Annotated in this window: 19 protein-coding genes and 1 tRNA gene; 10 read left to right on the forward strand and 10 right to left on the reverse strand. The window is 62.3% G+C overall.

Annotated elements, in window-relative coordinates:
• Positions 1–10: 10 nt before the first annotated feature.
• A complete protein-coding gene (locus KA354_07350) occupies positions 11–1,042 on the reverse strand; it encodes an inorganic phosphate transporter (protein ID MBP7934451.1) in 1,032 nt (343 codons plus the stop codon).
• A 292-nt stretch (positions 1,043–1,334) separates the two neighbouring features.
• On the reverse strand, positions 1,335–2,954 hold the full coding sequence (gene cimA, locus KA354_07355; GenBank protein ID MBP7934452.1) for a citramalate synthase: 1,620 nt from the start codon (positions 2,952–2,954) through the stop codon (positions 1,335–1,337).
• Between the two features lie 177 nt (positions 2,955–3,131).
• Between cimA and coaD the strand changes: the two genes are divergently transcribed.
• Positions 3,132–3,635, forward strand: a complete 504-nt coding sequence (coaD, locus tag KA354_07360; protein MBP7934453.1) for a pantetheine-phosphate adenylyltransferase — start codon at positions 3,132–3,134, stop codon at positions 3,633–3,635.
• Positions 3,636–3,761: 126 nt separating this feature from the next.
• Here coaD and KA354_07365 read toward each other — a convergent pair whose 3' ends face one another.
• The gene (locus tag KA354_07365; protein ID MBP7934454.1) at positions 3,762–3,926 is read right to left on the reverse strand and encodes a hypothetical protein; all 165 of its coding nucleotides are present in this window, start codon (positions 3,924–3,926) and stop codon (positions 3,762–3,764) included.
• A 267-nt stretch (positions 3,927–4,193) separates the two neighbouring features.
• On the opposite strand from KA354_07365, the gene KA354_07370 reads away from it, so the two are divergent.
• Positions 4,194–4,267: transfer RNA gene (locus tag KA354_07370), tRNA-Val, on the forward strand.
• 336 nt (positions 4,268–4,603) lie between these two features.
• Here the strand turns inward: KA354_07370 and KA354_07375 are convergent.
• Positions 4,604–4,801, reverse strand: coding sequence for a hypothetical protein (locus tag KA354_07375; protein MBP7934455.1), 198 nt, complete (start codon positions 4,799–4,801; stop codon positions 4,604–4,606).
• A 244-nt stretch (positions 4,802–5,045) separates the two neighbouring features.
• On the opposite strand from KA354_07375, the gene KA354_07380 reads away from it, so the two are divergent.
• On the forward strand, positions 5,046–6,131 hold the full coding sequence (locus KA354_07380) for a response regulator (protein ID MBP7934456.1): 1,086 nt from the start codon (positions 5,046–5,048) through the stop codon (positions 6,129–6,131).
• 177 nt (positions 6,132–6,308) lie between these two features.
• Here KA354_07380 and KA354_07385 read toward each other — a convergent pair whose 3' ends face one another.
• Positions 6,309–6,845 carry a purine-binding chemotaxis protein CheW gene (locus tag KA354_07385; protein ID MBP7934457.1) on the reverse strand — a complete coding sequence of 179 codons (537 nt, stop codon included), beginning with the start codon at positions 6,843–6,845 and terminating at the stop codon, positions 6,309–6,311.
• A 381-nt stretch (positions 6,846–7,226) separates the two neighbouring features.
• On the opposite strand from KA354_07385, the gene KA354_07390 reads away from it, so the two are divergent.
• The 4 genes from KA354_07390 (at position 7,227) to KA354_07405 (ending at position 13,284) form a co-directional block, all read left to right on the forward strand.
• Positions 7,227–8,294: a phosphodiester glycosidase family protein gene (locus tag KA354_07390; GenBank protein MBP7934458.1), complete on the forward strand. Its 1,068-nt coding sequence runs from the start codon at positions 7,227–7,229 to the stop codon at positions 8,292–8,294.
• A 545-nt stretch (positions 8,295–8,839) separates the two neighbouring features.
• The gene (locus KA354_07395; GenBank protein ID MBP7934459.1) at positions 8,840–12,379 is read left to right on the forward strand and encodes a hypothetical protein; all 3,540 of its coding nucleotides are present in this window, start codon (positions 8,840–8,842) and stop codon (positions 12,377–12,379) included.
• A 501-nt stretch (positions 12,380–12,880) separates the two neighbouring features.
• Positions 12,881–13,102, forward strand: coding sequence for a hypothetical protein (locus KA354_07400; protein ID MBP7934460.1), 222 nt, complete (start codon positions 12,881–12,883; stop codon positions 13,100–13,102).
• On the forward strand, positions 13,099–13,284 hold the full coding sequence (locus KA354_07405; protein MBP7934461.1) for a hypothetical protein: 186 nt from the start codon (positions 13,099–13,101) through the stop codon (positions 13,282–13,284). Before KA354_07400 ends, KA354_07405 begins: the two co-directional genes overlap by 4 nt.
• Before the next feature lie 323 nt (positions 13,285–13,607).
• On the opposite strand, the gene KA354_07410 is transcribed toward KA354_07405, so the two are convergent.
• The gene (locus KA354_07410; GenBank protein MBP7934462.1) at positions 13,608–15,320 is read right to left on the reverse strand and encodes a hypothetical protein; all 1,713 of its coding nucleotides are present in this window, start codon (positions 15,318–15,320) and stop codon (positions 13,608–13,610) included.
• An 822-nt stretch (positions 15,321–16,142) separates the two neighbouring features.
• On the opposite strand from KA354_07410, the gene KA354_07415 reads away from it, so the two are divergent.
• Together KA354_07415 and KA354_07420 are read left to right on the forward strand one after the other, a co-directional pair.
• On the forward strand, positions 16,143–17,582 hold the full coding sequence (locus KA354_07415; protein ID MBP7934463.1) for an MFS transporter: 1,440 nt from the start codon (positions 16,143–16,145) through the stop codon (positions 17,580–17,582).
• A 185-nt stretch (positions 17,583–17,767) separates the two neighbouring features.
• On the forward strand, positions 17,768–18,787 hold the full coding sequence (locus tag KA354_07420; GenBank protein MBP7934464.1) for a zinc ribbon domain-containing protein: 1,020 nt from the start codon (positions 17,768–17,770) through the stop codon (positions 18,785–18,787).
• A 39-nt stretch (positions 18,788–18,826) separates the two neighbouring features.
• Here the strand turns inward: KA354_07420 and KA354_07425 are convergent, their stop codons facing one another.
• The 3 genes from KA354_07425 to tadA form a co-directional block, all read right to left on the reverse strand.
• Complete coding sequence (locus KA354_07425; GenBank protein ID MBP7934465.1) at positions 18,827–19,018, reverse strand: hypothetical protein; 192 nt, start codon at positions 19,016–19,018, stop codon at positions 18,827–18,829.
• A 301-nt stretch (positions 19,019–19,319) separates the two neighbouring features.
• Positions 19,320–19,835, reverse strand: a complete 516-nt coding sequence (tpx, locus tag KA354_07430) for a thiol peroxidase (protein MBP7934466.1) — start codon at positions 19,833–19,835, stop codon at positions 19,320–19,322.
• Between the two features lie 137 nt (positions 19,836–19,972).
• The gene (gene tadA, locus KA354_07435) at positions 19,973–21,223 is read right to left on the reverse strand and encodes a Flp pilus assembly complex ATPase component TadA (GenBank protein ID MBP7934467.1); all 1,251 of its coding nucleotides are present in this window, start codon (positions 21,221–21,223) and stop codon (positions 19,973–19,975) included.
• A 93-nt stretch (positions 21,224–21,316) separates the two neighbouring features.
• Between tadA and KA354_07440 the strand changes: the two genes are divergently transcribed.
• The gene (locus tag KA354_07440; protein MBP7934468.1) at positions 21,317–21,727 is read left to right on the forward strand and encodes a hypothetical protein; all 411 of its coding nucleotides are present in this window, start codon (positions 21,317–21,319) and stop codon (positions 21,725–21,727) included.
• A gap of 58 nt (positions 21,728–21,785) precedes the next feature.
• Here KA354_07440 and KA354_07445 read toward each other — a convergent pair whose 3' ends face one another.
• On the reverse strand, positions 21,786–22,685 hold the full coding sequence (locus KA354_07445) for a GNAT family N-acetyltransferase (GenBank protein ID MBP7934469.1): 900 nt from the start codon (positions 22,683–22,685) through the stop codon (positions 21,786–21,788).
• Positions 22,686–23,100: the final 415 nt, after the last annotated feature.

Here is a 23,100-nt window from a genome sequence, read left to right on the forward strand (position 1 = left end):
GCGCCGGGACTCAGAGCAGGGGTTTGACGATGAGGCAAACCAACCAGTAGGCCAAGGCGCCGACAGCTGCTGAGCAAGGGAGTGTGAGGATCCAGGCGGTCACGATTCGCTGTCCCCAGATCCAGCGTACCGAGCGGATGTTCCGGGCGCTGCCGACCCCGAGGATGGCGCCGGTGATGGCGTGGGTTGTGGACACCGGGATGCCCCAGAGGGCGGTGCCGATCAGGGTGCTGGCTCCGGACGTCTCCGCGCAGAATCCTCCGATGGGCTGCAGGCGGGTGATTTTGTCGCCCATGGTTTTGATGATCCTCCAGCCGCCGAAAAGCGTGCCCAGGGCGATGGTGATATTGCACGAGAAGACGATCCACCAGGCGATTTCGTGGTGAATCCCGAAGAGTTGGTACTTGCCCGTGGCCCACGCTTCCTGACCGGCGGTGACCAAGAGGGCGACGATGATGCCCATGGTTTTCTGAGCGTCGTTGGCTCCGTGCCCGAGGCTGTACAATCCTGCGGAGACGAGCTGCAGACGACGGAAGAGATGATCGACTTTTCGCGGCTTGGCATGTCTGACCAGGTGGGCGGTGACCACCATGTTGAACATGCCGAGGATGAAGCCGATCACCGGAGACAGGATGAGGAAGAGGAGCACCGGCCACCAGCCGCTGAGGATGAGCGTATCGAAACCGGCCTTGGCGATAGCGGCTCCTGCATACCCGCTGATCAGGGCGTGGGATGAGCTGGTTGGCAGGGCCAGCCACCAGGTCAGGAGGTTCCAGAATATTGCGCCAATCAAGCCCGCGCAGACGACGTATTGGTCGATGGTGTTGACGTCGACCAAGCCTTTTCCCACGGTGTGAGCGACGGGGGTACCGAACACGAACACGGCGAAGAAGTTGAAGAACGCGGCCCAGACGACGGCCTGGAGAGGAGACAGCACGCGGGTGGAGACGATGGTGGCGACGGAGTTGGCCGCGTCATGGAAGCCGTTCAGGAAATTGAAGAAGAGGGCGAGACCGATCACGACAATGATGAACGTCAACATGGGTGTCAGCCGGTTACGGGTCCCCACTTACGAACACTTTGGATCGACCGACGCCTCAGCCGGGTCGATTGCTGGGGGCGCGACATACCGGCGGTCACATGGTCCAAGCCGAATTCACGGAACCCCAACGCCTTGTTCCGAGAACGAGAGCCGATGCTATCCCGGTGTTGCCATCCCAATTCCCACATGTGCTCCAGCGAGTCACGGAGCGTAGGGTGGATTCTACCCTGGCCCGATGGGGACGGCAATCCGGGGGGGGTGGAGGATGCGGGTGTTGGGTCTATTCGGCCGGCTAGGCCTTGGCGGTCTTTTTTCTGGGTTTCTGCCGCTCCTCGTCGGAGATGAGCTTGTACTCGATGCCGTCCGCGAGGGCGATCCAGGAGGCGGCGATGACGTTTTCGCTCACGCCGACGGTGCCGAAGATTTCGTGGCTCTGGTCGTCCATGAACTCGATGGTGACGCGGACCCTAGCCGCGGTAGCCGCTCGGGGGTTGATGACCCGGACCTTGTAGTCGATGAGCCGGACGTGTTCGACGTTCGGGAAATGTGGCTTGAGTGCCCGGATCAGGGCATGAGCCATGGCGTCGACGGGGCCGTTGCCATCGGCCACGCGGTGCTCGTCGTGTTGCCCCACGGCCAGCCGGACGATGGCCTCGGTTTTGGGTGTTGGGCCTTGGCCGGAATCCTGGGCTACGCTTCGCCAGTAGTTCAGTTCCCAGAATGGGTGATAGAGTCCCAACTCGCGCCGGCAGAGCAGCTCGAAGCTCGCCTCGGCTGATTCGTAGACGTACCCTTGGTCTTCGCATTCCTGCAATCGCTTGAGCAGTTTGCGCTGCAAAGGCTTGTCTTGAGCGACGTTCAGCTTGCGGCCGATCTTCTCGGCCACGCCGCTGGAACCGCTGAGTTCGCTGATGAGGACGCGGCGCGAGTTGCCGACCCGCTCGGGATCGGTGTGCTCATAGCTTTGGGTTACTCTGCGGATGGCATGGACGTGCATGCCGCCCTTGTGGGCGAAGGCGGCGTGGCCGACGTAGGGTTGCCGGTCCTCGGGGATCAGGTTGGCGATCTCGTAGACGTAGCGGCTCACCTCGGTGAGGCGCTGGAGTCCCCCTGGGGCGAGGACGTCCTTGTTGAGCTTGATGGCGAGGTTGGCGGCCACGGTGGTGAGGTCGACGTTGCCGCATCGCTCGCCGATCCCGTTGATCGTACCCTGGGCCTGGGTTGCGCCATGCTGGATGGCCGCCAGGGTGTTGGCCACTGCCAAGCCGCCGTCGTTGTGGGTATGGATGGCGATCTGAATTGAGAGATAGGGTTTGATGGCGTCGATGGCCCCGCCGATTCCCTCGGGGAGCGAACCGCCGTTGGTGTCACACAGGCAGATGCAGGCAGCGCCGGCATCCTGGGCGGCCAGGAGGGTCTGGAGGGCGTACTCCGGGTTGGCCGCGTAGCCGTCGAAGAAGTGTTCCGCGTCGTAGATAATCTTCCGCCCCATCTTGGCGCAGTAGCGGATGGAGTCGGCGATCATGGCCAGGTTTTCCTTGTCGCTGACCTGGAGGACCTCGCGCACGTGCAGATCCCAGGTTTTGCCGACGATGGTGACCACGGGGGTCTCGGCCGACAGGAGGGCCTTCATGCCCTCATCCTGCGGTGATTTGGAGTCTTTTCGCCGAGTCATGCCGAAGGCGACGATCTTGGCGTGTTTGAGCTTGGCCGCCCGGATTTCCTTGAAGAAGGCCTCGTCCTTGGCGTTGCTCAGCGGGTAGCCGCCCTCGATGTAGTCGATGCCGATTTCGTCGAGCTTAGCTGCAATGAGGAGCTTATCTTGGAGGCTGAGATTGACGCTCTGGGCCTGGGTACCGTCGCGGAGGGTGGTGTCGTACAGCTCGATGCGTGGCCGGTTTGTGGGGGACATGGGTTCTGCTCTCAAAAAACCCCGGGCAAGCCTGCCCGGGGTGTGCCGTCATTCAGGTCTTTTAGCATTTTGGGGCTTAGCTGACAAGCGGTTGTGGCCATGGTCGGGGCGGGCTACAATCCGCCCTATCCGTGCCCAGGCCGGCGGCCGGGCCATGATCCCTCTGGCGAGCTCATCATGTCAGCACACAAGAGTAAGAGAGGCGTTTTTCCGGGTACGTTTGATCCGCTCACCAACGGGCACCTGGACGTCATCAAGCGAGGTCTGAACCTTGTGGACGACCTGATCGTCGCGGTGGGGCACAATCCGGAGAAGCAGGCCCTGTTCACGCCCGACGAGCGCATGGAGATGCTCCGCGAGCTGACCAAGGACCTTGAGCGGGTGCGAATCCAGTCCTATCAAGGTCTGACCGCCGAGTTTGTACGGAGTGTGAAGTCCGACGTGATCATTCGCGGCATTCGCGACAACGTGGATCTGCACTACGAGCTTCAACAGGCCAACATCAATCTGGCCATTGGGGGTATTGAGACCATCTTCCTGTTGGCCCGCGACCAGTTTGCCATGACCAGCAGTACCTACATCAAGCAGATCGTGGAGCTGGGCATGGTCGACATTGACCGTCTGAGCCGGCTGGTGCCCCACCCGGTGGCTGAACGACTGATTGCCAAGTTTGGCAAGTGAACGAGTCTGGCCGGCAGATTGGTGGGGGTCACCGGTGTGATGGCGGGAGGGGAGCGCACACCGATACCCCTACCGAGAGATGAGGCTCGTGAGAGCGGGGGTACGGCCTGTGGGGCCGGGGCGAGGTCAGCTCCCGCCGGCGCTTGCGTTGACCAGAGACAGGGCCAGGGTGGCCGACGCGCCGATAATGTCGACGGTGCTGCCATAGTCGTAGGCGACGACTTTCTCTGTCAAGGGCATGCCGACGAGGAAGGCGACCAGCCCGGCCATAAGGAGACGCGTTCTGCTCATCCTGGATTCCTTTCGCTGAGCGTTCGAGGCGACGTTAGTCCTTGCGGCGTCATGCCATAGTATATCGGAGCCCAGGCTGGAGACAAGGAGTTGGTTTTGGCTCGAGCCGGTCCCGGCTGTCGCTGCCCGGGTGTGGTTGGCGAGTTGTCGCCCGGGCTGGGGTGGGGCGGTGGCCATGGTGGGGTGGGGCTGCTCTCGACCGGCCGACGGTCTGAGGACTTGCCAGGGGCGAGTTGGAGAGGTAATATGCACGCGTTCGACGGGATCGGGCGATTAGCTCAGTTGGTTAGAGCGCACGGATCACACCCGTGAGGTCACAGGTTCGAGTCCTGTATCGCCCAGTGATCTAACACACGACGAACGCTTGACTTAGCGTACCTGCCTGCGTGGGCAGTGCGGTTCAGGACTCCAAGAGACTTGGTAGTACTGCCGAGCCTGAAGGCCGCACAATGCCCAGACGGCACCTGTCTCCCCCTCGATACGGGCTACATAAGGCGACGGGGCAAGCCCACGTGATCCTCAACGGGCGGACGCACTAGCTAGGCCGGTACGGGACCGACAAGAGCTGGCATGAGTATGAGAGGCTTGTTCGGGAATGACGAGCCAACGCGCTCGGCCCCCGGTTCGAAGCGCCTCCCAATTCACCTGTGACGGTCGTTGAACTGATGCTCTTGTTCCTACGTCATATCGAAACCTACCACGTCAAGAGCGGTTATCCGCCAGAGGTCGGGTTTGGGTACCACTCCGAATACATCGAGGTGCTGGTTTTGGGCGGACACGATCGTCCAACCGCGCGTCTTCAGGCCGTGATCGCGCAGTCGCCCTGCGGGGAGGTCGATGTCCCACAGAACGGTGTAGGACAAGATGACGTCCATGGCGTGTGTCGCCCAATTCAGATACCGCTGGTCGCGGGTTGAGCCTCTTGTTCGGGGGTTTCCCTTTGCATAGAATGGGGATGTCAAGTTGTGTATTCTCCGGCCGATTGCTGGGGTGGGCGGGCTGGAGCGTTCCTTCCCGGCCGCAGGATTTTCGCCGTGTCGGGTGACGGCGTGCACGCGGTGTGGCCGCGTTATCGATGGGTCTGTCCGCTACCTCTGTCGGGTCGAGAGGAGGAGGGCCATGGCCGGAATACTCGTGGTTGACGACGAGCGCGGTTACCGGGAGGAACTCGCCAGTCTCTTCTCCTTGGAGGGTTACGAGGTTGCTGCGGCGGGCAGCGGGAGTGAAGCGATCGAGATCGGCGTGTATCAGCGTCCGGAGGTGCTGGTGGCCGACTGGATGCTCAGGGGCCAGATCCACGGTCTGCATGTGGCTGAAGTGCTGCGGATGGTCCGGCCGGATATTCGGGGGGTTCTGATCACCGGCTTCAGTTCGCGCGACTTGCGGGAGCAGGCGGACAGGCAGCAGGTTTCCGATTTCGTCGAGAAGCCGTTTGACCAGGATCGCATTCTCGGGGCGGTGACCAAGGCGCTTCAGGATGAGCCTCCCAAGGCCTCTTCATGCAGCGTTGCGGTGGTTGAGGTCGGTTCCGACCACGCCATCCGGTACGCCAACAGCAAGGCCCGGGGCATGTTTGCCGAGACGCTGGCCGGTTCCGGGGCCGAGTCGCTGGAACGGGTGCTGGCGACGACGTCGCTGCACGATCTGGCGGCGGTCGAGGACCGCTGGGTGCGAGTGGCGGTACGTGGTCGGCGGCCCTTGACCTGGCTGGCCAGGGCGCGGGCCCGCGGCCCGGGCGGGCGACGCCTGATGGTGCTTCTGGACATGGAGCAGCAGCACTGCCAGCACTATCCCAGTGTGGGCATGCTTCTGGGCTTGAGCATTCCCGCTCATACGCACTGGCCGTTCGGTGGCCGGGCGTTGATTGTCGATCGCGAGCCGCTGGTTCGGCGGATGTTCGTGACCGCGTTCGAGCACCTGGGTTGCACCTGTCACGCAGCAGGCACCGCTCAGGAGGCCCTGCAGCTGTATCTGGCGGACGACGGGATCTCGGTGACCATTCTGGACTATGACGTTGCCGGCGAGGGTACCGCCCAGTGGCTCCAGACGCAGCGTGGCATTCGGCCCTGCACGCTTATCGGCACCAGCGCCGTCGAACGCGGGGCCGAGTTCGCGGCGTTGGGTGTCGAGCATTTCCTGCCCAAGCCTTTCACCGTCGGTGACGTGGTTGAGATGTTGACCCGGCACACCGAGCAACTGCAGTAGAGACTCTCCCGCATTCTGGTCGGCACAGCGGGGCGATCTGCCTTGGAGGGCCGCTGACGGGAGCCGTGCGTCAACAGCGAAGGGCATGACCACTCGCGGCAGAACGCGAACGGCCATGCCTCTTGTTTCGCCCGATGGGGGCAGGTTCGCTTCGGCCTGTCCTGCTGTCTTGCCCGCTCAGCTCGCCCCGGCAGGCTCGGGATCACTCGCCGCGACACAGGCCTCGATGATCTCGTCGCTGGTCAGCACCTGATCGATGTTGAGCAGGATCTTGACCGCCTCTGCGACCTTGCCCATACCGAGGATGAAGGAGGTGTTGACTGCCGCCCCAACGGAGGGTGGCGGTTCGATGTTCGCGCCCGGGATGTCAAGCACTTCGGATACCGTGTCCACGATGATGCCGATCTCCTTGCCCACGTTGACCACGATGATGCAGGTCTGATCGGTGTGAGCCAGCTCATCGAGCCCGAACTTGAGTCGAAGATCGATGATCGGGATGACCTTTCCGCGCAGGTTGATCACGCCCTTCATGTCCCGTGGCATCTTCGGCACAGTGGTGATGTCCATCACCCCGATGATCTCACGGACCTTGAGAATCTCGACGCCGTACTCCTCGTTGGCCAGCTTGAAGGTCAGGTACTTGCCACCCTTGTTACAGAGGGGCTGGTTCTCGGGGGCGACCGTTCGAGTCTGGGTTGCGGTTGTGGAGGCCATGATCGTACCTCAATTGACTGGTTCAGAGACTAATCGGATTCCCGCCTGTGGCGTCGTCCCCGTCGAGTACGAGTGACTCGTCGGCGCCGCCCTGTCCCTTATCGGTCGTGGCACGAACCGGTGGGGCGGCCGGTTCTGTGATGTCGGCCGGAGTGACCAGGGTCTTAAGCTGCTTTCGCCGGCCGCGACCGGGGTGCGCGTTACGTTGTTTTATCGGACGGCTTGCGGAGCCGGTTGGTTGGGTGCGTCGATGGCCGACATGAGGAACACCGGTCGGGGGATCCGGCGTCTCCCGGTGTGCGGACTCGGCGAAGCGGCTGGTCCCGGCTTGGCGGATCACATCACCAGCGATACACTCCCCTTGTGCCCAGGGAGGAGACCGTGACCACGCAGGATTATGGATCGAGGGCAGTCCGCGACCGACTCCCGCCTCGCCTGCCGACCGACGTGGAGGGGGTCGAGGCCGGTCCTCGTGGAGGGAGCCCGCGTCGTGACGCGGTGATGGGACTGCGGCCGCTACGCCGTCTCGGTCGGACCGCCTTTCCGATTCGCCTGATCGTCCGGCTGATGATTGCTCTTCTCGTGCCGGCGCCGGGTTGCGCGAAGGAGAGCCCGGAGGGCACGGCTTCGGCTCCCGCCGCCTCCGAACCTGCGGTCTTGGAGATCGTGCAGGATGTCCGGATCGCGCCGTGGAAGCCGATCTTCACCGGGATCGAGCTCTGCCAGGCTTCGGCTGTCACTCCCCGTCCTCAGCGGATTCACGCTGCCCGCATCGACCTGACAGCCGCAGGAATTCGGTTCTTGGTCACGCCGTCCAACGGGGAGCTTCCAGGCGAGGTCAACGGTCGCCAGTCGCTGAAGTTCCTCTCTGAGTTCAAGTGCCAGTTAGCCATCAACGCGTCCTTCTTCGCCGGCCAGTTCAAGGTGGGCGCGCCGTTGGACATTGTTGGCCTGTCGGTGTCCAACGGTGATGTCTACTCGCCCGCCAACGAGTTCGCTGCGCTCCTGATCAGCGAGGACAACCGGGCCCGAGTCTCGGCGCCGCCGTTCGATCTCGCGAAGGTGTACAACGCGGCCGCCGGCGACACCCTGCTGCTCAAGGACGGGCGGATTGCGGTTGACGCGAGTCTGCGGAATAGCATCACCGTGAACCGGCACCCGCGTTCAGCGGCGGGCGTCAGTCGCGATGGCCGGTACCTCCTCCTCATGGTGATTGACGGGCGGCAGCCCGGGTACAGCGAGGGTGCAACCAAGGTGGAAACCGCCGAGTGGCTGCGCAAACTTGGCGCCTGGGAGGCGGTGAACCTTGACGGCGGATACAGCAGCAACCTGGTGATCGAAGGGTCTGACGGCCGGCCGGAGCTGCTCAACCACCCGGGTCCGGCTTTCCTCCGACCCGTCGCCAACCACATTGGGGTGTATGCCCGATCCCTGGTCTCCAAGAACTGAGGATGTGCGGCCGAGGAATCGTTACGCCGACGGATGCTTCGGGTGACGGGGGCGGCCTCCTTCTGCCCTGCGTGCGGACGGTGTTGGACGCTTGGCGGCGGAGGCGATCCGGCGGTGTACACTCGAGCGCGCCGCCAAGGACCGCGCTTGCGTTGTTGGGGTGCGGGCCGGTTTGGGCCTTTATAGGGACCTTCCCGGCCTCCTTGGAGGGTGACGGCGTTTCCGGGCTTCCGGCGGGTGCTCGCGTCCCGCGTGAACGGCTTTCGGCCGAACGTGGTATACTGGGCCTGGATGGCCCGGAGGACCGCCCCGGGTCGCCGCAGAGTCGCGTCGCGGGGTGTACGCGCCCCGGATGATGGGAATGGACCCCTTGGAGAATCGTGATGAGTATGGCCGCCGTACCCTGTCCTCCAACCCTGCACCCCGGGGCCAGCGACCCCCTTGCGCTCGCACTCGGTCGTTCGGCATCCCTATACTGCCCGCCGACCTCGAGCCGGGTTTTGATCTCCGGTGAGCGGTCCCGCGCCCACGGTGGTGGGCGACTGATGCTGTGCCTGATCGCCTCGGCCTGGATGCCCAGCCTGGCCGCGGCGTGGGAGCTTCAAGAGGCCCCGATCATGACGCCCTGGGCCGAACTGGTTGACCCCGGCAACCCGCTGCCGGAGTATCCACGCCCCCAGATGGTGCGCGACGAGTGGATGAATCTAAATGGTCTCTGGCAGTTCCAGGCCGGCGCAATCGGTGAGGCGGTTCCCACGAACCAGGTACTGGCCGGCGAAATCCTGGTGCCGTTCCCGATGGAGTCGGCCCTGTCCGGGGTCATGCAGCATCATCCCCGGTCCTGGTATCGTCGAACGTTCACCGTTCCGGCGGACTGGAGCGGCAGGCGCATCTTGCTGCACCTCGAGGCCGTGGACTGGGAATCGGAAGTCTTCATCAACGGTCAGAGCGTGGGGCTTCACAAGGGCGGCTACGATGCGGCCACCTACGACATCACCTCCTTCCTCAGCGGCAGCGGCCCGCAGGAGCTGATCGTGCGGGTCTACGACCCCACCGACGACGCCGGCCAGCCGCGCGGCAAGCAGACGCTCTATCCCGGCGGAATCATGTACACTTCCTGCAGCGGCATCTGGGAGACGGTGTGGCTCGAGCCGGTGCCCGAGACGAGCATCTCGAGCCTGAAGCTCGTTCCCGACATCGACGCCCGGCAGCTTGGCACGACGGTGAGCATCCGCGGACCGGCCAGCGGCATCACGGTCACGGCCGTGGCTCGCATTGGGACCGAAGTGGTCGGTACCGTCTCCGGGGCCCCCGGCGTCGAGCTGCGGCTCCCGCTTCCGGATCCGATCCTCTGGTCTCCCACCCATCCGTTCCTCTACGACCTAGACCTCACCCTCACGCACGGGGCGACCGTCGTCGACACGGTGACGAGCTACTTCGGGATGCGCAAGATCAGCCTGGGTACCAAGGACGGCTTCGTGAAGATGCTGTTGAACAACGAGTTCGTCTTTCAGTTCGGCCCGCTCGACCAGGGCTTCTGGCCCGACGGGATCTATACTGCGCCGACCGACGATGCCCTCAAGAGCGACATTGTCGAGCAGAAGACGCTCGGCTACAACATGGTCCGCAAGCACATCAAGGTCGAGCCCGCCCGCTGGTACTACTGGGCGGACCGGTTGGGTATTCTGGTGTGGCAGGACATGCCCAGCGCCAATTCGTATACCAGCAATCCCCAGCCGCTGGACGAACCGCAGTTCGAAGCCGAGTTGACCCGAATGGTCGAGAGCCACTGGAACCACCCATCGATCATCTCCTGGGTCATATTCAACGAGTCCCAGGGCCAGCACGACACGGCATCGTTGGTGCAGATGGTCAAGGCGCTCGATCCCTCGCGTCTGGTCAACCAGGCCAGCGGCGGAAGCCACTACGGGGTGGGAGACATTCTTGACACACACAGCTATCCCAACCCGAGTTGCCCGACCAGTTCCAGCCAAGCGGTCGTCTGCGGCGAGTTCGGCGGCGTAGGGCTGAGTATCGCCGGCCACATCTGGGCCGCCGGTTGGGGTTACATCTCGGCCACTGATGGCTCGGATCTGGCTGCGAAGTTCGAGAATTTCTGCTACGAGCTCTCGAGCTACGTGCAGAATCGGGGGTTAAGTGCGGCCGTTTACACCGAGATCACCGACGTGGAGATCGAGCACAACGGCTTCCTCACGTATGACCGCGAAGTCCGCAAACCGGACGTCGACCGCATTCGGGCGGCGATCGCCTCGGTCACGGCAACAACCACGTTGACCACGGTGGTGCCCACTTCCCAGGCCCAGGCTGAGCTCTGGCGCTACCGTACGACGGAGCCGTCCTCAGACTGGATGGAGGCAGCCTACAGTGACAGCGCATGGACTCAGGGCCCCGGTGGCTTTGGAGGGAATAACCCGCCCAACACGACGGGACTCATCCGCACCGCGTGGAACACCTCGGATATCTGGCTGCGGCGCACCTTTAACCCCGGCAGCCTCACGTCGGAACAGATCGGCAATCTGTTTTTCAGTGTCTATCACGATGAAGATGTGGAGATCTACGTGAACGGAGTGCTGGCCGGCAGCGCCACGGGATACACGACCAGCTACGGCTTGCTGCCCGTGTCCGAGGCTGGGCGGGCGGCCATCCTGCCCAACGCCCTCAACGTACTGGCCGTCCACTGCCATCAGACGATCGGCGGCCAGTACATCGACGTGGGCCTCACGATCTGCACAACCGAGCCGATCGATCCGCGGCCTCCGGCGACCACGCCCACCGGTCTGCGCGCGGTGGTTGGAGCTTTGGGCGTATGCCTGGGATGGGATTCGTCGGCCAACGCGACCGAATACCGCGTCAAGCGGTCGGCGGTGAGTGGCGGCCCCTATGCCAACACGGTGGCAAGCTCGCCGGTCAACGCGGCGACAGACTCTACTGTCGGTGCCGGCACAACCTACTACTACGTGGTCTCGGCGGTCAACGCATCCGGCGAGAGCGGCCATTCCGCCGAAGTCAGCGTGACCACCCCGGTGCGGCCGCCCCCCGAACTCGCCGCCTGGTTCAAGGCCGAGGACCTCAGCGGATTGGCCAACGGGGCCGCGGTGTCCACTTGGCCGGACGCCACCGACCACGGCTATGACGCGAAGCAAGAGACCTCGAGCCGAAAGCCGACCTATGTGACCGGAGCCATTCACGGACTGCCCGTGGTCCGTTTCAATGCCGCCAACAGCACTTACTTGGCGTTTCCTCGCCCGGTACAGGATGATTTCACCATCCTCTTCGTTTATCAGAGCAGCCAAGGCCGCGGAACGGGCACGCACTTCTACCAGGGGGCCGGCCTGGTGAACGGTGAAGTAGCCAATGTCGTCAACGACTTCGGCATCAGTCTCAACGCCAGCGGCAAGCTGCTTGCCGGCACCGGTAATCCGGATACGACCATCGCCTCCAGCAATTCCGGCTTCAACGACGGACAGCCGCACCTGGTAGTCTTCAAGCGAACGCGGAGCACGGGAATGCTGGAGCTCTATGTGGATGGTCTGGCTCAAGGTGCCGCCACCGGTGGCACGCAATCTCTGACGGCGCCGCTGCAACTGGTTCTGGGTGCTCAACAGACCCTGCTCTACCACCTGACCGGCGATATCGCCGAGGTGAAGATCTACGCCGGGGCGCTCAGCGATCCCGACCGCATCGCGGAGGAGAAGGCCCTGCGGTGCAAGTACGGGCTCTGGAGCGGGACGCAGGAGTTTGACTGCAACGCCAACGGCGTGCCCGACGAGTGCGAGGCGGACAGCGACGGCGACAGCGTCATTGACACCTGCGATAACTGCCCGGTGGTGTTCAATCCTGGTCAAAGCCGGCACGCCCTGGATTTCGATGGTGATTGCGACATCGATATCGACGACGTGCGCGTCCTCGTCGCATGCGTCTCCGGCCCGCACATGCCCGCGATCAGCGCGTGCCTGAGCAAGGACACGGATAGAGACGGCGATGTGGACCAGGACGACTTCGGTGTGCTCCAGCGCTGCCTCGCGGGGCCTGGCGTCGCGCCTGATCCGGAGTGCGACCACTGAGCTCGGCACCTGCGTGCTGGCGGCGCCGTACGGGCTGGGCGTGAGCGTGCGGCGGCGGCGTGCCGGGGTGCTGGCCGAGCGGGCGGGGCGCATTCCGCGATCTCTCGGGCTTGCTGGGGGAGGGCCGCATCGCCGCAGAGGCCGGGGTGACGGGATACGGCCTCAGGTCCTTCTCGGTGGCGTCAGGCACGGCCTGCGGTCCCGGACCCCGTGGTACGCCGGGTGCTATGGCCAATGGTCGGGGTCGTTCGGGCACTGATCCGTCGCCGCGAGGGGAGGCCTCTTTCCCGTCCGATCAGGGTTAAGGTCCTTATCCCCAGTGAATTAGGGTCCTGCGGCCCGGGAGCTCAAGCCTCGAATCCGCCGAGGCGAGTCCGGAGGACGCCTAGGTAAGTCCTGATTTGACAAACACTTCCATGGGTTTAGACCGGCTTTCGTCGAGGTCACCCGGGTCGTCGAGGAGTCCCTCGATCCCGAGAAGGCGGGGTTCTCTGTGTCTTGGTGAGCGGATCGGTACACGTCTGGCATGTCCTGCTGGAGCAGGCTCTCCTGGGGACCGATAAGTACGTACGCAAGGGCGTCCAAGGCGGGTCCAGCGAACGCCGGGCTGTGGCCGCCCGAAGCCGACGCGGCGACAGGGTCGCCACCGGGGAGTTCAACGACATCTTCGTGGATGAGGCGAGGGCCATCACGAAGGAGAACACAGAGGACATACTCCGATGAAGACAGGACTGCTGATCGTTCTGCTGGCGACCATCTTGGCGATAGGCGGGTGCTCTAATTCCCACTGTGATGCCCGGGGATGTGTCGATCCCTCGCTCACCAGGGCGGACAAAGAGAGGATCTGGCGCGAGTACGCTCTTGACCTGAGGACATCCAAGTACCTCCGAGTCGCGAAGCGCTAGGGGGTACCTCGAAAGCGCGGCGGTCTCCCCCAGAGACTCGAACCTCCTCCGAGGGAATTGCGGTTACGGTCGGGGTGGTGGTTTCCAGCCGCGGAAGATTTCAGCCTCACGACGTCACCTGGACTCATGGTGTCGAAACGGGGCACCTTACCTCCAAGCCGTTGCTCGACGCAGAGGCTATCCGGCCAGACTCCACGACTCGCCGCCGGGCCATGCGGTGATCTGGCGGACACGGAAGGCAAGGCAGGCAAGCCGGAATCGACGAACGCGGGCGACAGGGCCCACGGTGCCTGGAGAAACGCCTTGAACGTCGCACTCTTCCCTCACCGTCCCTTAACCCTCAATGACTCCTTATACAGGTCTCCGATTACTTCAGGGGTGATGACATTGTAGCCCCTCTGAACCAGCCCATCTCCCAGCTGGTTCAGTCTATCCGCATTGAAATCCCAGTTGAAAAGAAAGACGTTCATGAAAAGCGGCCTGGGCAGCTTGCCCGCCCATGAATCAACCTCTTTGATCATCTTGTCCACGGGACTGGTGTTGACCATGGTGTGGAACACTGGGACCCCTTCCACTAGCTCATTGGCCTTGGTCCGGTCAGCAGTTCCGTCATGCTGTCCCATGTGGTAATCCGCCGACCCGTATCCTCCCATGATCGCCTTCATCCCATTGATCCTGGCATAGTACTTCAGGAAAGGACTGCCCACGCTCCCATATCCCATGACCCACGCCCATTTCTCATCCATGCGTTTGATATACGTTTCGGTGATGTTTACGAAATCGGCGAGAACATCCTCACGATACGTCCCGAACAGGCTGGCATAGTGCTTGAGATAGAGGTACCCGATTCCTGAAACGGCGCACCCGATCGAGTCATTTGGATGGATCCCGTCAATGACCTCGTCAGCCATGGGCGGCAGCAGGTCATAGATCGACGGACCCATCGTCCAGCTGACTCCATACTTCCTCTCCTTCGGCAGCGACCTTCGCATGTCATTGAAGAATCCCTGCCAGGTGTTCAGATTATCCCCGTCCGACATCAGGAGCGAGACATAGACCCCGTTCTGATCCAATGCCATCGATTTCGGCGTCGGCTGCTTATAGGTTTTGCGGTTGGTGTAGGAAGTGAGGATCGTCAGGTTGCCCGTATGATCCGTCGGAACGAGGAACTTGCCGCAGCTTGAAAGGAAAGTGACCCCAGGTCCTTCCCCGCAGCCATACCCGTTCCCGCACCAGGGATATCCCAGAACAGGAATGTTGACAGGGAACTTCGTGGCGAGTAGGGACTTGAAGAATTGCCGCTCTCCGAAGGTGTCCGCACCGGGAAAAGAACCGTCCACCTGGCCGGTAATCCACATGGTAAATATGTTCTTGGCGATCAGGTAATCGCGCAACGGACAGAGATTGACATTGGGTCCGACGAAGGCGAGCACCGTCTTGTCAAAACGGTCATAGTACTTTTCAGTCACCTCCTGATACGCATCGACGATGTTCGGCCAACGCCCCCTGAGGTCGATCTTGACATTCAGCCCATATTTGTTTACCAGGGACAGGTCCGCCGCCAGAAGGACATCCTCCATGCCCGCGATCATGGTGGCGATGTTGATCGACCCATAGAGCTTGTCATCGACGAGGACTGCGTTCTTGAAACCATATTTGTCAAGCAGTTCATGGGCGGTGGAGACTACCGTATATCCCTGGATCCACGATTTCTCCTTGAGGTACTCGAGCCAAGCTCTCCAGTTTCTTCCATGGATGAGATACAGCTCCGGAGGCCTGGACTTGTTGACCAGACCCTGCAGGCTCGCGAACAGCGTGCGGTCCTTGCCTTCCATCTCGTGCTTCTCCAGATCGAAGACCACAAGCTCCCGTGCTGGATTGCCGCATTTCGGGTAGAGCCACGGCCTGTTGGCCAGGAACATCGGCTTGACCGCGACCTCGTGCTTCGACTCAATACTCGCCTTCTCACTCTGGGCGAGCACGTCCAACCCTAATCCTAAAAAGAAGACCAAGGAAGCAAGTAGATGCACCTTCATATGGAAGTCTCCTCGTTCATCTTGGTTGCACATCAGTGCGATCGTGGCGGCCGAATCGGGAATATGGACAGGTCCCTGATGGCATCATCCTACAGCTTGTGTGTGGCCAAGACAAGTCCTTGGATCATGCACGGTCGAGGATGCGCGGGGTCGGCCTGGCTCCGTTTCCGTTCATCCAACCGATGCAACTGGGGTGGTGTTCTCCAAAACCCGGTAGATGGTGGGCGGGTGGGCCGGTGATACGGGCAATACGGGCAACGCGGTGACCGTGGGCGGCCATGGAACTGATGGTCTCCCGCTGTGCGGGCGTCAGCGTGAGAAGACCGAGCTTCGTTCAGCCTCTACGGCTCCCCGGGTTTAGGCGGCGGTTTGGCCAGCTCGGGCTCGCTTGGCCCGGGCCTCGGTTTGGTCATCGGCCAGGGAGGCTGTGATCAGGGCGTGGAACCGCATCAGCACTCGGACGGCATGTGAACCGATGGCCGGGTGGCCAGTTCCGCAAGTTGGTCCATTCCTCTTTGCGAGAAGACGAGCGAGTTCATCCGCAGATTGCGCAGACTCGATCCGGCCCCGATATGAGGGGTTACGATTTGGGCTCTAGAGCGGGCAGAGAGTCGGGAGGTCATGAGGTGTGTTCTACATAGAGGTCTGCCAAGCCGAGAGGGGGGTGCCCGCAGCGCACGCGGCTGGGCGCAGATCGGGAATCGCGAGTGGCAATTGCACGCCCAAGCTCCGCACCCATTGACTCCTTCGCCTGATTCGGCGAATCTCCGGCACGACGCGGTGCCGGATTGTGCCGCGCAGACGAGCCAGGAGCAGGCATATATGCAGCCAACCGCCGCCAAGACCGCCGGGCAAATGATCGTGTCTTATTTCCGGGACTTTGGGGTGCTCAGGGAGACGCGGAGGGAATACTGGGGCATTCAGATCGTCAATTTCCTGGATTGTACGTTCTATTTCGCCATGTTGACGATCGCGACGGTCTTCTTGTCGGAGGACTTGGGCCTTAACGACAAGCATGCCGGCTATTCCGTGGCCATATTCACCTCCGCGACCACGCTCATGCTGCTGGTGTCGGGCCTCTACACCGATTGGCTCGGCATCAGGAAATCCCTGCACATCTCGCTGGCGGCGATGTTGGTGCTGCGTCTTGCCATGGTGGGGATCGCGTTCGTGCCCCACCTGCCGTACCGGGGGATCTGGGCCAGCGTGCTGTTCCTGTTGATGGCTCCGTTCATGGCCGCCATCCAAACCATCTTCCAGGCTTCCTGCCAGCGGTTCACCACCAGGCGTTCGCGCAGTGCCGGCTTCAACTTGTGGTATCTGTTCATGAACGTCGGTGCCGCCGCGGGCGGGTTCATGGTTGACGTGGTTCGCCTCAAACTGGGATTGCCGAATTTCCACATCTTCACCCTGGGGGTGATCACCGCTGCCCTGTGCCTGCTGGTGGGCTTCTTGACGGTGCGCCGCGAGGAGCAGCTGGTCAGCCCGGACGAACCGCCGGAGACTCAAGCGAGCGAGGGTAGAGTGGAGCGCAAGCCTCCGTTGCAGCTCTTGCGTGACGTGGTTCGCGAACCGGCCATCTGGCGGCTGCTGGTGCTCATCGCCTTGATCCTGGGGGTGCGTGCGGTCTATGCCTATCTGTACCTGCTCATGCCGAAGTACTGGCTGCGTACCATCGGCCCGGACGCCGCCATTGGCGTGCTGAATACCATTAATCCCACCGGGATCGTGATCGGCCTGATTCTGTTCATTCCGATCACCAACAAGTTCAACGTCTTTTCCATGCTGGTCTATGGCGCGATGATCTCGGCCCTGGCCCTGTTTCCGATGGCGCTCCCCTGGCAGATGTACGGATCGAGCATCGCCACCGCCCACTACCTGATGGCCGTGCTGTGCATGGTGATTGTGACCGTCGGCGAAGTGATCTGGTCGCCTAAGTTGAACGAGTACACCGCCGCCATCGCCCCGAAAGGCCAGGAAGGCACCTACTATGGCCTGTCGCTGATCCCGTGGTTTGTGGCCAAGACTCTGGTGGGCCTGATTTCGGGGCATATGCTGGCGTATTGGTCGCCGGAGAGGGTGGTCGTCAACGGGGTGAGCCTTCCACTCCAGCAGGCCATGATCCAAGGCCAGGTTTCCTATTGGCATAGTCCGGCGGCGATGTGGCTGGTTCTGGGCGTTTGGGCGTTTGTTGGTTGCCTGGCCGCCAGGCTCATCCGGGGTTGGCTGACCCAGGGCGCCAGGTGGAAGGTCGAGGTCTGAGGGTACCTCCGGTGCGGCCAGCTCTTGTGGCGGGTCGCCCAAACCTGAGCGACTCGCTACTCGAACCGTTGAGTCCTCGCCTCCCAGCGAGACCAACCCGTGGTTGCGAACCGTTTGCGTCGTGCGTATGGTGGCTGTTGAATGAAAGGCTCCGGTTCCGGAACCGAAAACAAGGACCCCCGGCAATGAGCGATTCATCAGTAGAAGCGCAATCCACTCAGGCCTTGGCCGTTCGGCTGCGGCTGAAGCGCAAGTTCCTTGTCGCCCTCATCGTTTCGCTGGCCGCAAGCGCCGCGATCGCCACCGGCGTATTCCTGTTCGGCAAGTTCGACGAAACAGCGTTTCGGATCCTGGGTTCGCTGGCCGCCCTCGCGGTGCACAGCCTGATCGCCATGGTGCTCGCCATCTCCGTCGAGAAACGCCGCGGGCTGGTGCTCCACAGCACCGGACTGGTGTTGTTCGCCGTCAATTTTCTGGTGCAGCTCGCATGTATCTGGTGGCCGGTCCTCACCGGGTCGACGAACCGCTTGGTGCCGCTGCCCGTCCGCGGCACGCTCACGACACTGGTGTTAATCGGCTACTACATCCTGACCCTGCCCGGAGCGGCTTTGTGGGAGAAACGCCGCTGGCAACCTTTGCCGCAGGCGACGGTGCTGGCCTGCATTAGTGGACTGGGGATGGTGCTGGCGTGCATCTGGTTGGACTGGAACCGGAGCTACGAAGTGCTCAATGAGGCCACGGCGATCGCCGCGGTCGTGGCTTTTTCGCTGGCTCACACAAGCCTGCTGGGGCGGCTGCCGGTGTCAACCGCTCACCATTGGCTCCTTGGCGCCACGATCCTCTGCCTTTGGGCCGTCGCCGCGACGGTTTCGTTCATGATCGTGGCGGATTCCTCGGATGAGTTCGTCATCCGTGTGCTTGGTACCCTTGGCGTGTTGGATTTCGCTGGGACGCTGGTCCTGCTGATCCTGGTCAAGCTCAGACAGGTCACCGGTGTTGAGCAGCTGGAGTCGGTCACTGCAAGGGTGGAGATCCGCTGCCCACGTTGCTCGGAGGCGCAGACTGTGGATGCCGGAGCGTCAAAGTGCCGGGCGTGCGGGCTCAAGTTTCGAATCGAGATCGAGGAGCCGCGCTGCGCGAAGTGTGGCTACCTGCTGTGGCAATTGCCTGAACGCCGATGTCCCGAGTGCGGCTTGGCGTTCTGAATTGCGACACGGCCCATGTTCCAGCTGGCCCGACGCCGATCAGCGTGGCTCACTCGCCATCAGCGCGTGCTTCAAGCCCAGCCGGTCGAAGACCTTGTCGGAGCTGATCGGCCGGTCCTGGTGCCGACAGAAGGCTGCGTGCAGAGAATCCAAGGCACCGGCATTGTGCTCGTTCATGAGCTTCGCTGCTTCGAGGAACACGACCGGATTGCCGCCCTTCAACATGGCCAAGCCCAGTACATCTTCGATGATTCGTTCCGGATCGGAACGCTTCGACTCAGCGTGATGGCGGCGGGACTGAGGGCTCAATGTGCGTCGAAGAATCTCATCTCTGCTTGCCGCTTTGACTGGCGTCATGCTCGCAGTCGCGGCTGTCGTGTTTGCTGTGTTGGGCAGCGAATGAGCCTCGGCTGGCAAGACGAATTGTCACGCCGAGCGAGCACAGCCGAGTGGGAAGGTTGGTCCGACCGTGCCGGCGGGCACTTACAGGACCGGCTTGGACCGGTACGGTGAACGGGCTGGCCGTCCAGCGCTACATTGCCGCCTTGACGGCGGCCAGAGCCGCATCGTAGTTCGGCTCCTGGGTTATTTCGGGCACATACTCCGCGTGGACCACCTTGCCCTTGCGGTCGAGCACGAACACGGCTCGCGCCAGCAGGCCCAACTCCTTGATCAGCACGCCGAACGCCTGGCCGAAGTCACGGTGTTTGTAGTCGCTCGCCGTCATGACGCGATCGATCCCCTCGGCGCCGCAGAACCGCCTCTGTGCAAACGGCAGATCCATGCTGACCGTGAGGACAATCACGTCTTTGGCGAGATGCGTGGCTCGCTGGTTGAACGTCCGTGTTTGCGTCGCGCAGACCGGTGTGTCCAGGCTGGGGACCACGCTGAGTACCAGGATCTTGCCGTGGTACGGATCACACCGCAGGTCCGACAAGTCATTGGCCGTCAGCGTGAAGTGCGGGGCCTCGCTGCCCACCTTGAGCACCGATCCGATGAGCGTCAGAGGCTTGCCCTGGAACGTGATCTCACCGCTTCGCTCGGTCATTACCATTCTCCTTTGGCCGTCGTCATCCGGCCCACCATGGCCAGCAGTACGCTGGCCGATCCAATGACAAGTATTGTTGAGTGCGCTATCATCCGCACCTTCACAACATGAGGTTGTAGCCGCGCGTCATTGCCTGATCACACTTCCTGCTTCATTGTGGTCCCGGGAGCATTTCCGGCCGCTCCTACCACGCGTGCCGCCTCGCTCAGGGAGATCGTCCCATCGGCCGCCCGCTGCAGGACTCCGCTGTACAGTGACTGAGCGCCTTCCTGGACGAGCCGCTCACGCACCTCGTGTTCGGGTGGGCCATCGGCCAACCACGCACTGTGAGACTCGTCGAACACGGCCACCTGGAATACGCCCGTCTGGCCCTTGAAGCCGGTCTGGCCGCAAGGTGAACATCCTCTCGCCAAGCGGACCGTATCAGGCACCGCCAGCTGGGCTTGTTCAAACAGCTTTCGTTCCGCATGGTTGGACGCGCGTGCCTGCGCGCATTGGTCGCATAACTTTCTGACCAGGGTCTGGGCGATCACCATCCGCAACGAGGAGGCCAGCACATACGGCGGAACACCCAGGTGGCGCATGGCCGAAATCGCGGCAGCCGCGTCGCGGGCATGAATCGTGGCGAGCACCAGCCGGCCGGCCAGGGCCGCTTGTGCAGCGACGATGGCCGATTCGGCGTCGCGAATCTCGCCGACCATCAACAGGTCGGCATCCATCCGCAGCAAGGTCCGCAGCCCGTCCTTCATCGTGATACCTCGCTTGGCATCGATCTCCAACTGCCGCACGTACGGCAGGTCGAACTCGATCGGATCCTCGATCGAAGCGGCGATGAGGTGGCGTAGGTCCTCCAGTTCAGTCAAGGCATAGAGCGTGGTCGTCTTGCCCGAGCCCGTCGGCCCTGCGACCAACACCAGGCCGTGCGGCCACTGCATCACGCCGCGTACGGTCGCGAGTTGTTCCGGACGCATACCCAGCTGCTCCATGTGCCGCCAATCCTCTGGCTTGGTGAGCAAACGCAGGTGAGCGGCCTCGTTGCGCGGCGCTTCAGGAATGACCGTGACCCGAATATCGCGCACTCTCTGGCCATCCCTCCAGCGGAACTGACCTTCCAGCGGCCTGAGCGTGGCCTGAAGGTCGAGGCTCGCCGCGACCTTGACCTGGTTCATCAGGCGTCTCGTCTGGTCCAGGTCGAGCTGTTCCAGTTCCCGCGCCACGCCATCGACCCGGTATCGCACGGCGGCGCGGTTGCCCCATGTGTCCAGATGGATGTCGGTGGCGCCCTGATCGACGGCATCGCGGAGAATATGCGCCAACGGCTCAGGCAACACGGGGGTTTCTTGGCCGGGCAGGTCATATGGATCGGGATTCCGCAGCGATTGAGTCATGATTCTCGGCTCCTGCCATCTGATCGAGGTTCCACAGGGCAACGGCTACACAGGCTAGCGATACCCTGCGCTTCTGTCCAATCGCTGTAAGTCATGGCAGCGATTCAAGTTGTGGAGCGCAAGCCTCCGTTGCAGCTCTTGCGTGACGTGGTTCGCGAACCGGCCATCTGGCGGCTGCTGGTGAACAAGTACACCGCCGCCATCGCCCCGAAAGGCCAGGAAGGCACCTACTATGGCCTGTCGCTGATCCCGTGGTTTGTGGCCAAGACCCTGGTGGGCCTGATTTCGGGGCATATGCTGGCGTATTGGTCGCCGGAGAGGGTGGTCGTCAACGGGGTGAGCCTTCCACTCCAGCAGGCCATGATCCAAGGCCAGGTTTCCTATTGGCATAGTCCGGCGGCGATGTGGCTGGTTCTGGGCGTTTGGGCGTTCGTTGGTTGCCTGGCCGCCAGGCTCATCCGGGGTTGGCTGACCCAGGGCGGCAGGTGGAAGGTCGAGGTCTGAGGGTGGAAGCCGTGTTGCCGTCGCGCAGAACCGCATCACCACCGCGAATCACCTTCTCCTATTTAATCCCTCTATATAGAGGACGGCTTCCTTGATTGCTCATGATGTTCTTGAATCGCGTTGCGCTGACCGGACGCTCCGCAATCAGCCTTCCATCGTAGATGATGCTGAACACGCCATAGGGCGTCGGAAGCTCCCTTGATGCCTTGGCGCTTCTGATTCGAACCACTCTCGGCTTCAGCCCAAGAGCTCGGGCCGCCTGCGCAATCTCCGCCGCGCACTTTGGGACGTAAGGGCACTGATCGGCAGCCAGGATCGTGAGCCCTTTCTTGTACCTTCTCAGGGCTCGCTCCCTTTGGACGATGAAACGAGGATCCGGGGCGGTTTTGTTGAGCTTCTTGGCGAGTAGCTCGTAAGGAGTGGAGCTATCCACCGGGACAAAACCGGCTTGGATGAAGAAATCACTTCGTGCCATGAAACTATCGGAACTGGTCACTACGGCGACGCCTCGGCACTTACTCTTCTTGGCGTCCCTGAGACAACTATCCAGGAGAAGAGCGCCAAGCCCTTTCCCTTTGTGTTTGCCGTTGACCATCAGGCAGTGGATGACGAAGTAACCTTCCGCCTCCACTGGTCTCCATGCATGATGGCCAAGGGTGTACTCTATCATTCCAATGTCACCGAATTCCTTGGAGCGCAGCACCTTGAATTTCAGGCCTTCCGTGTAGCGCTTCTTGAGCCAATCCCTCTTGCGGCGAGGTCCCACCAGGTTGCTGCCGGCCCTGTAGCCGCAGAATCCGCACGCGCCGATGTTCTCGGCGTTGGTTTCGACGATTTGGTACTCTCTCATCTCTTGACCCCGATCGATTGCAGAACAAGTGATTATGCGAGTCTGGATGACATCCCACGCCCGGGCGATATCCGACGGATCGGGAGCCCAGGAAGGGTCATAGACCATTCTTTAGCCTCCCTTCGGTCCGCCGCCCGCCCATTATATACCTTCGAAACCCCGTCAGGTCTCCGGCTTCTCCTCTCCGTGTCCTCGGTGTCTTGGTGGTTCGATTCGCCTTCTCCCTCGGACTCACCTCGCGAGCATCGGCCCCATCGCCAGCTCACCGGGACCTGGCCGACGAAGGCCGGCCCCTCTGAACCCGGCCGGTAGGTGCGGAACGCCCCCGTGGGGAGCCCGCCGGAATCGACGACGCCGGTCTACCAGCGTACATCCAGAATATAAACACGGATATCTAGACTCTGTAGCATAAACGCCGGGTTTTCCTCTTGCTCCGCGGGCCGGATTGCCGACGATTTCTGTGAGAACAGGGTGTTTTCACAGGAGGACCGCCATGGAAGGCCCCGGAGAGTACCTGCCCGAT

The sequence above is a fragment of the Phycisphaerae bacterium genome (assembly GCA_018003015.1).
Taxonomy (GTDB): Bacteria; Planctomycetota; Phycisphaerae; order UBA1845; family PWPN01; genus JAGNEZ01.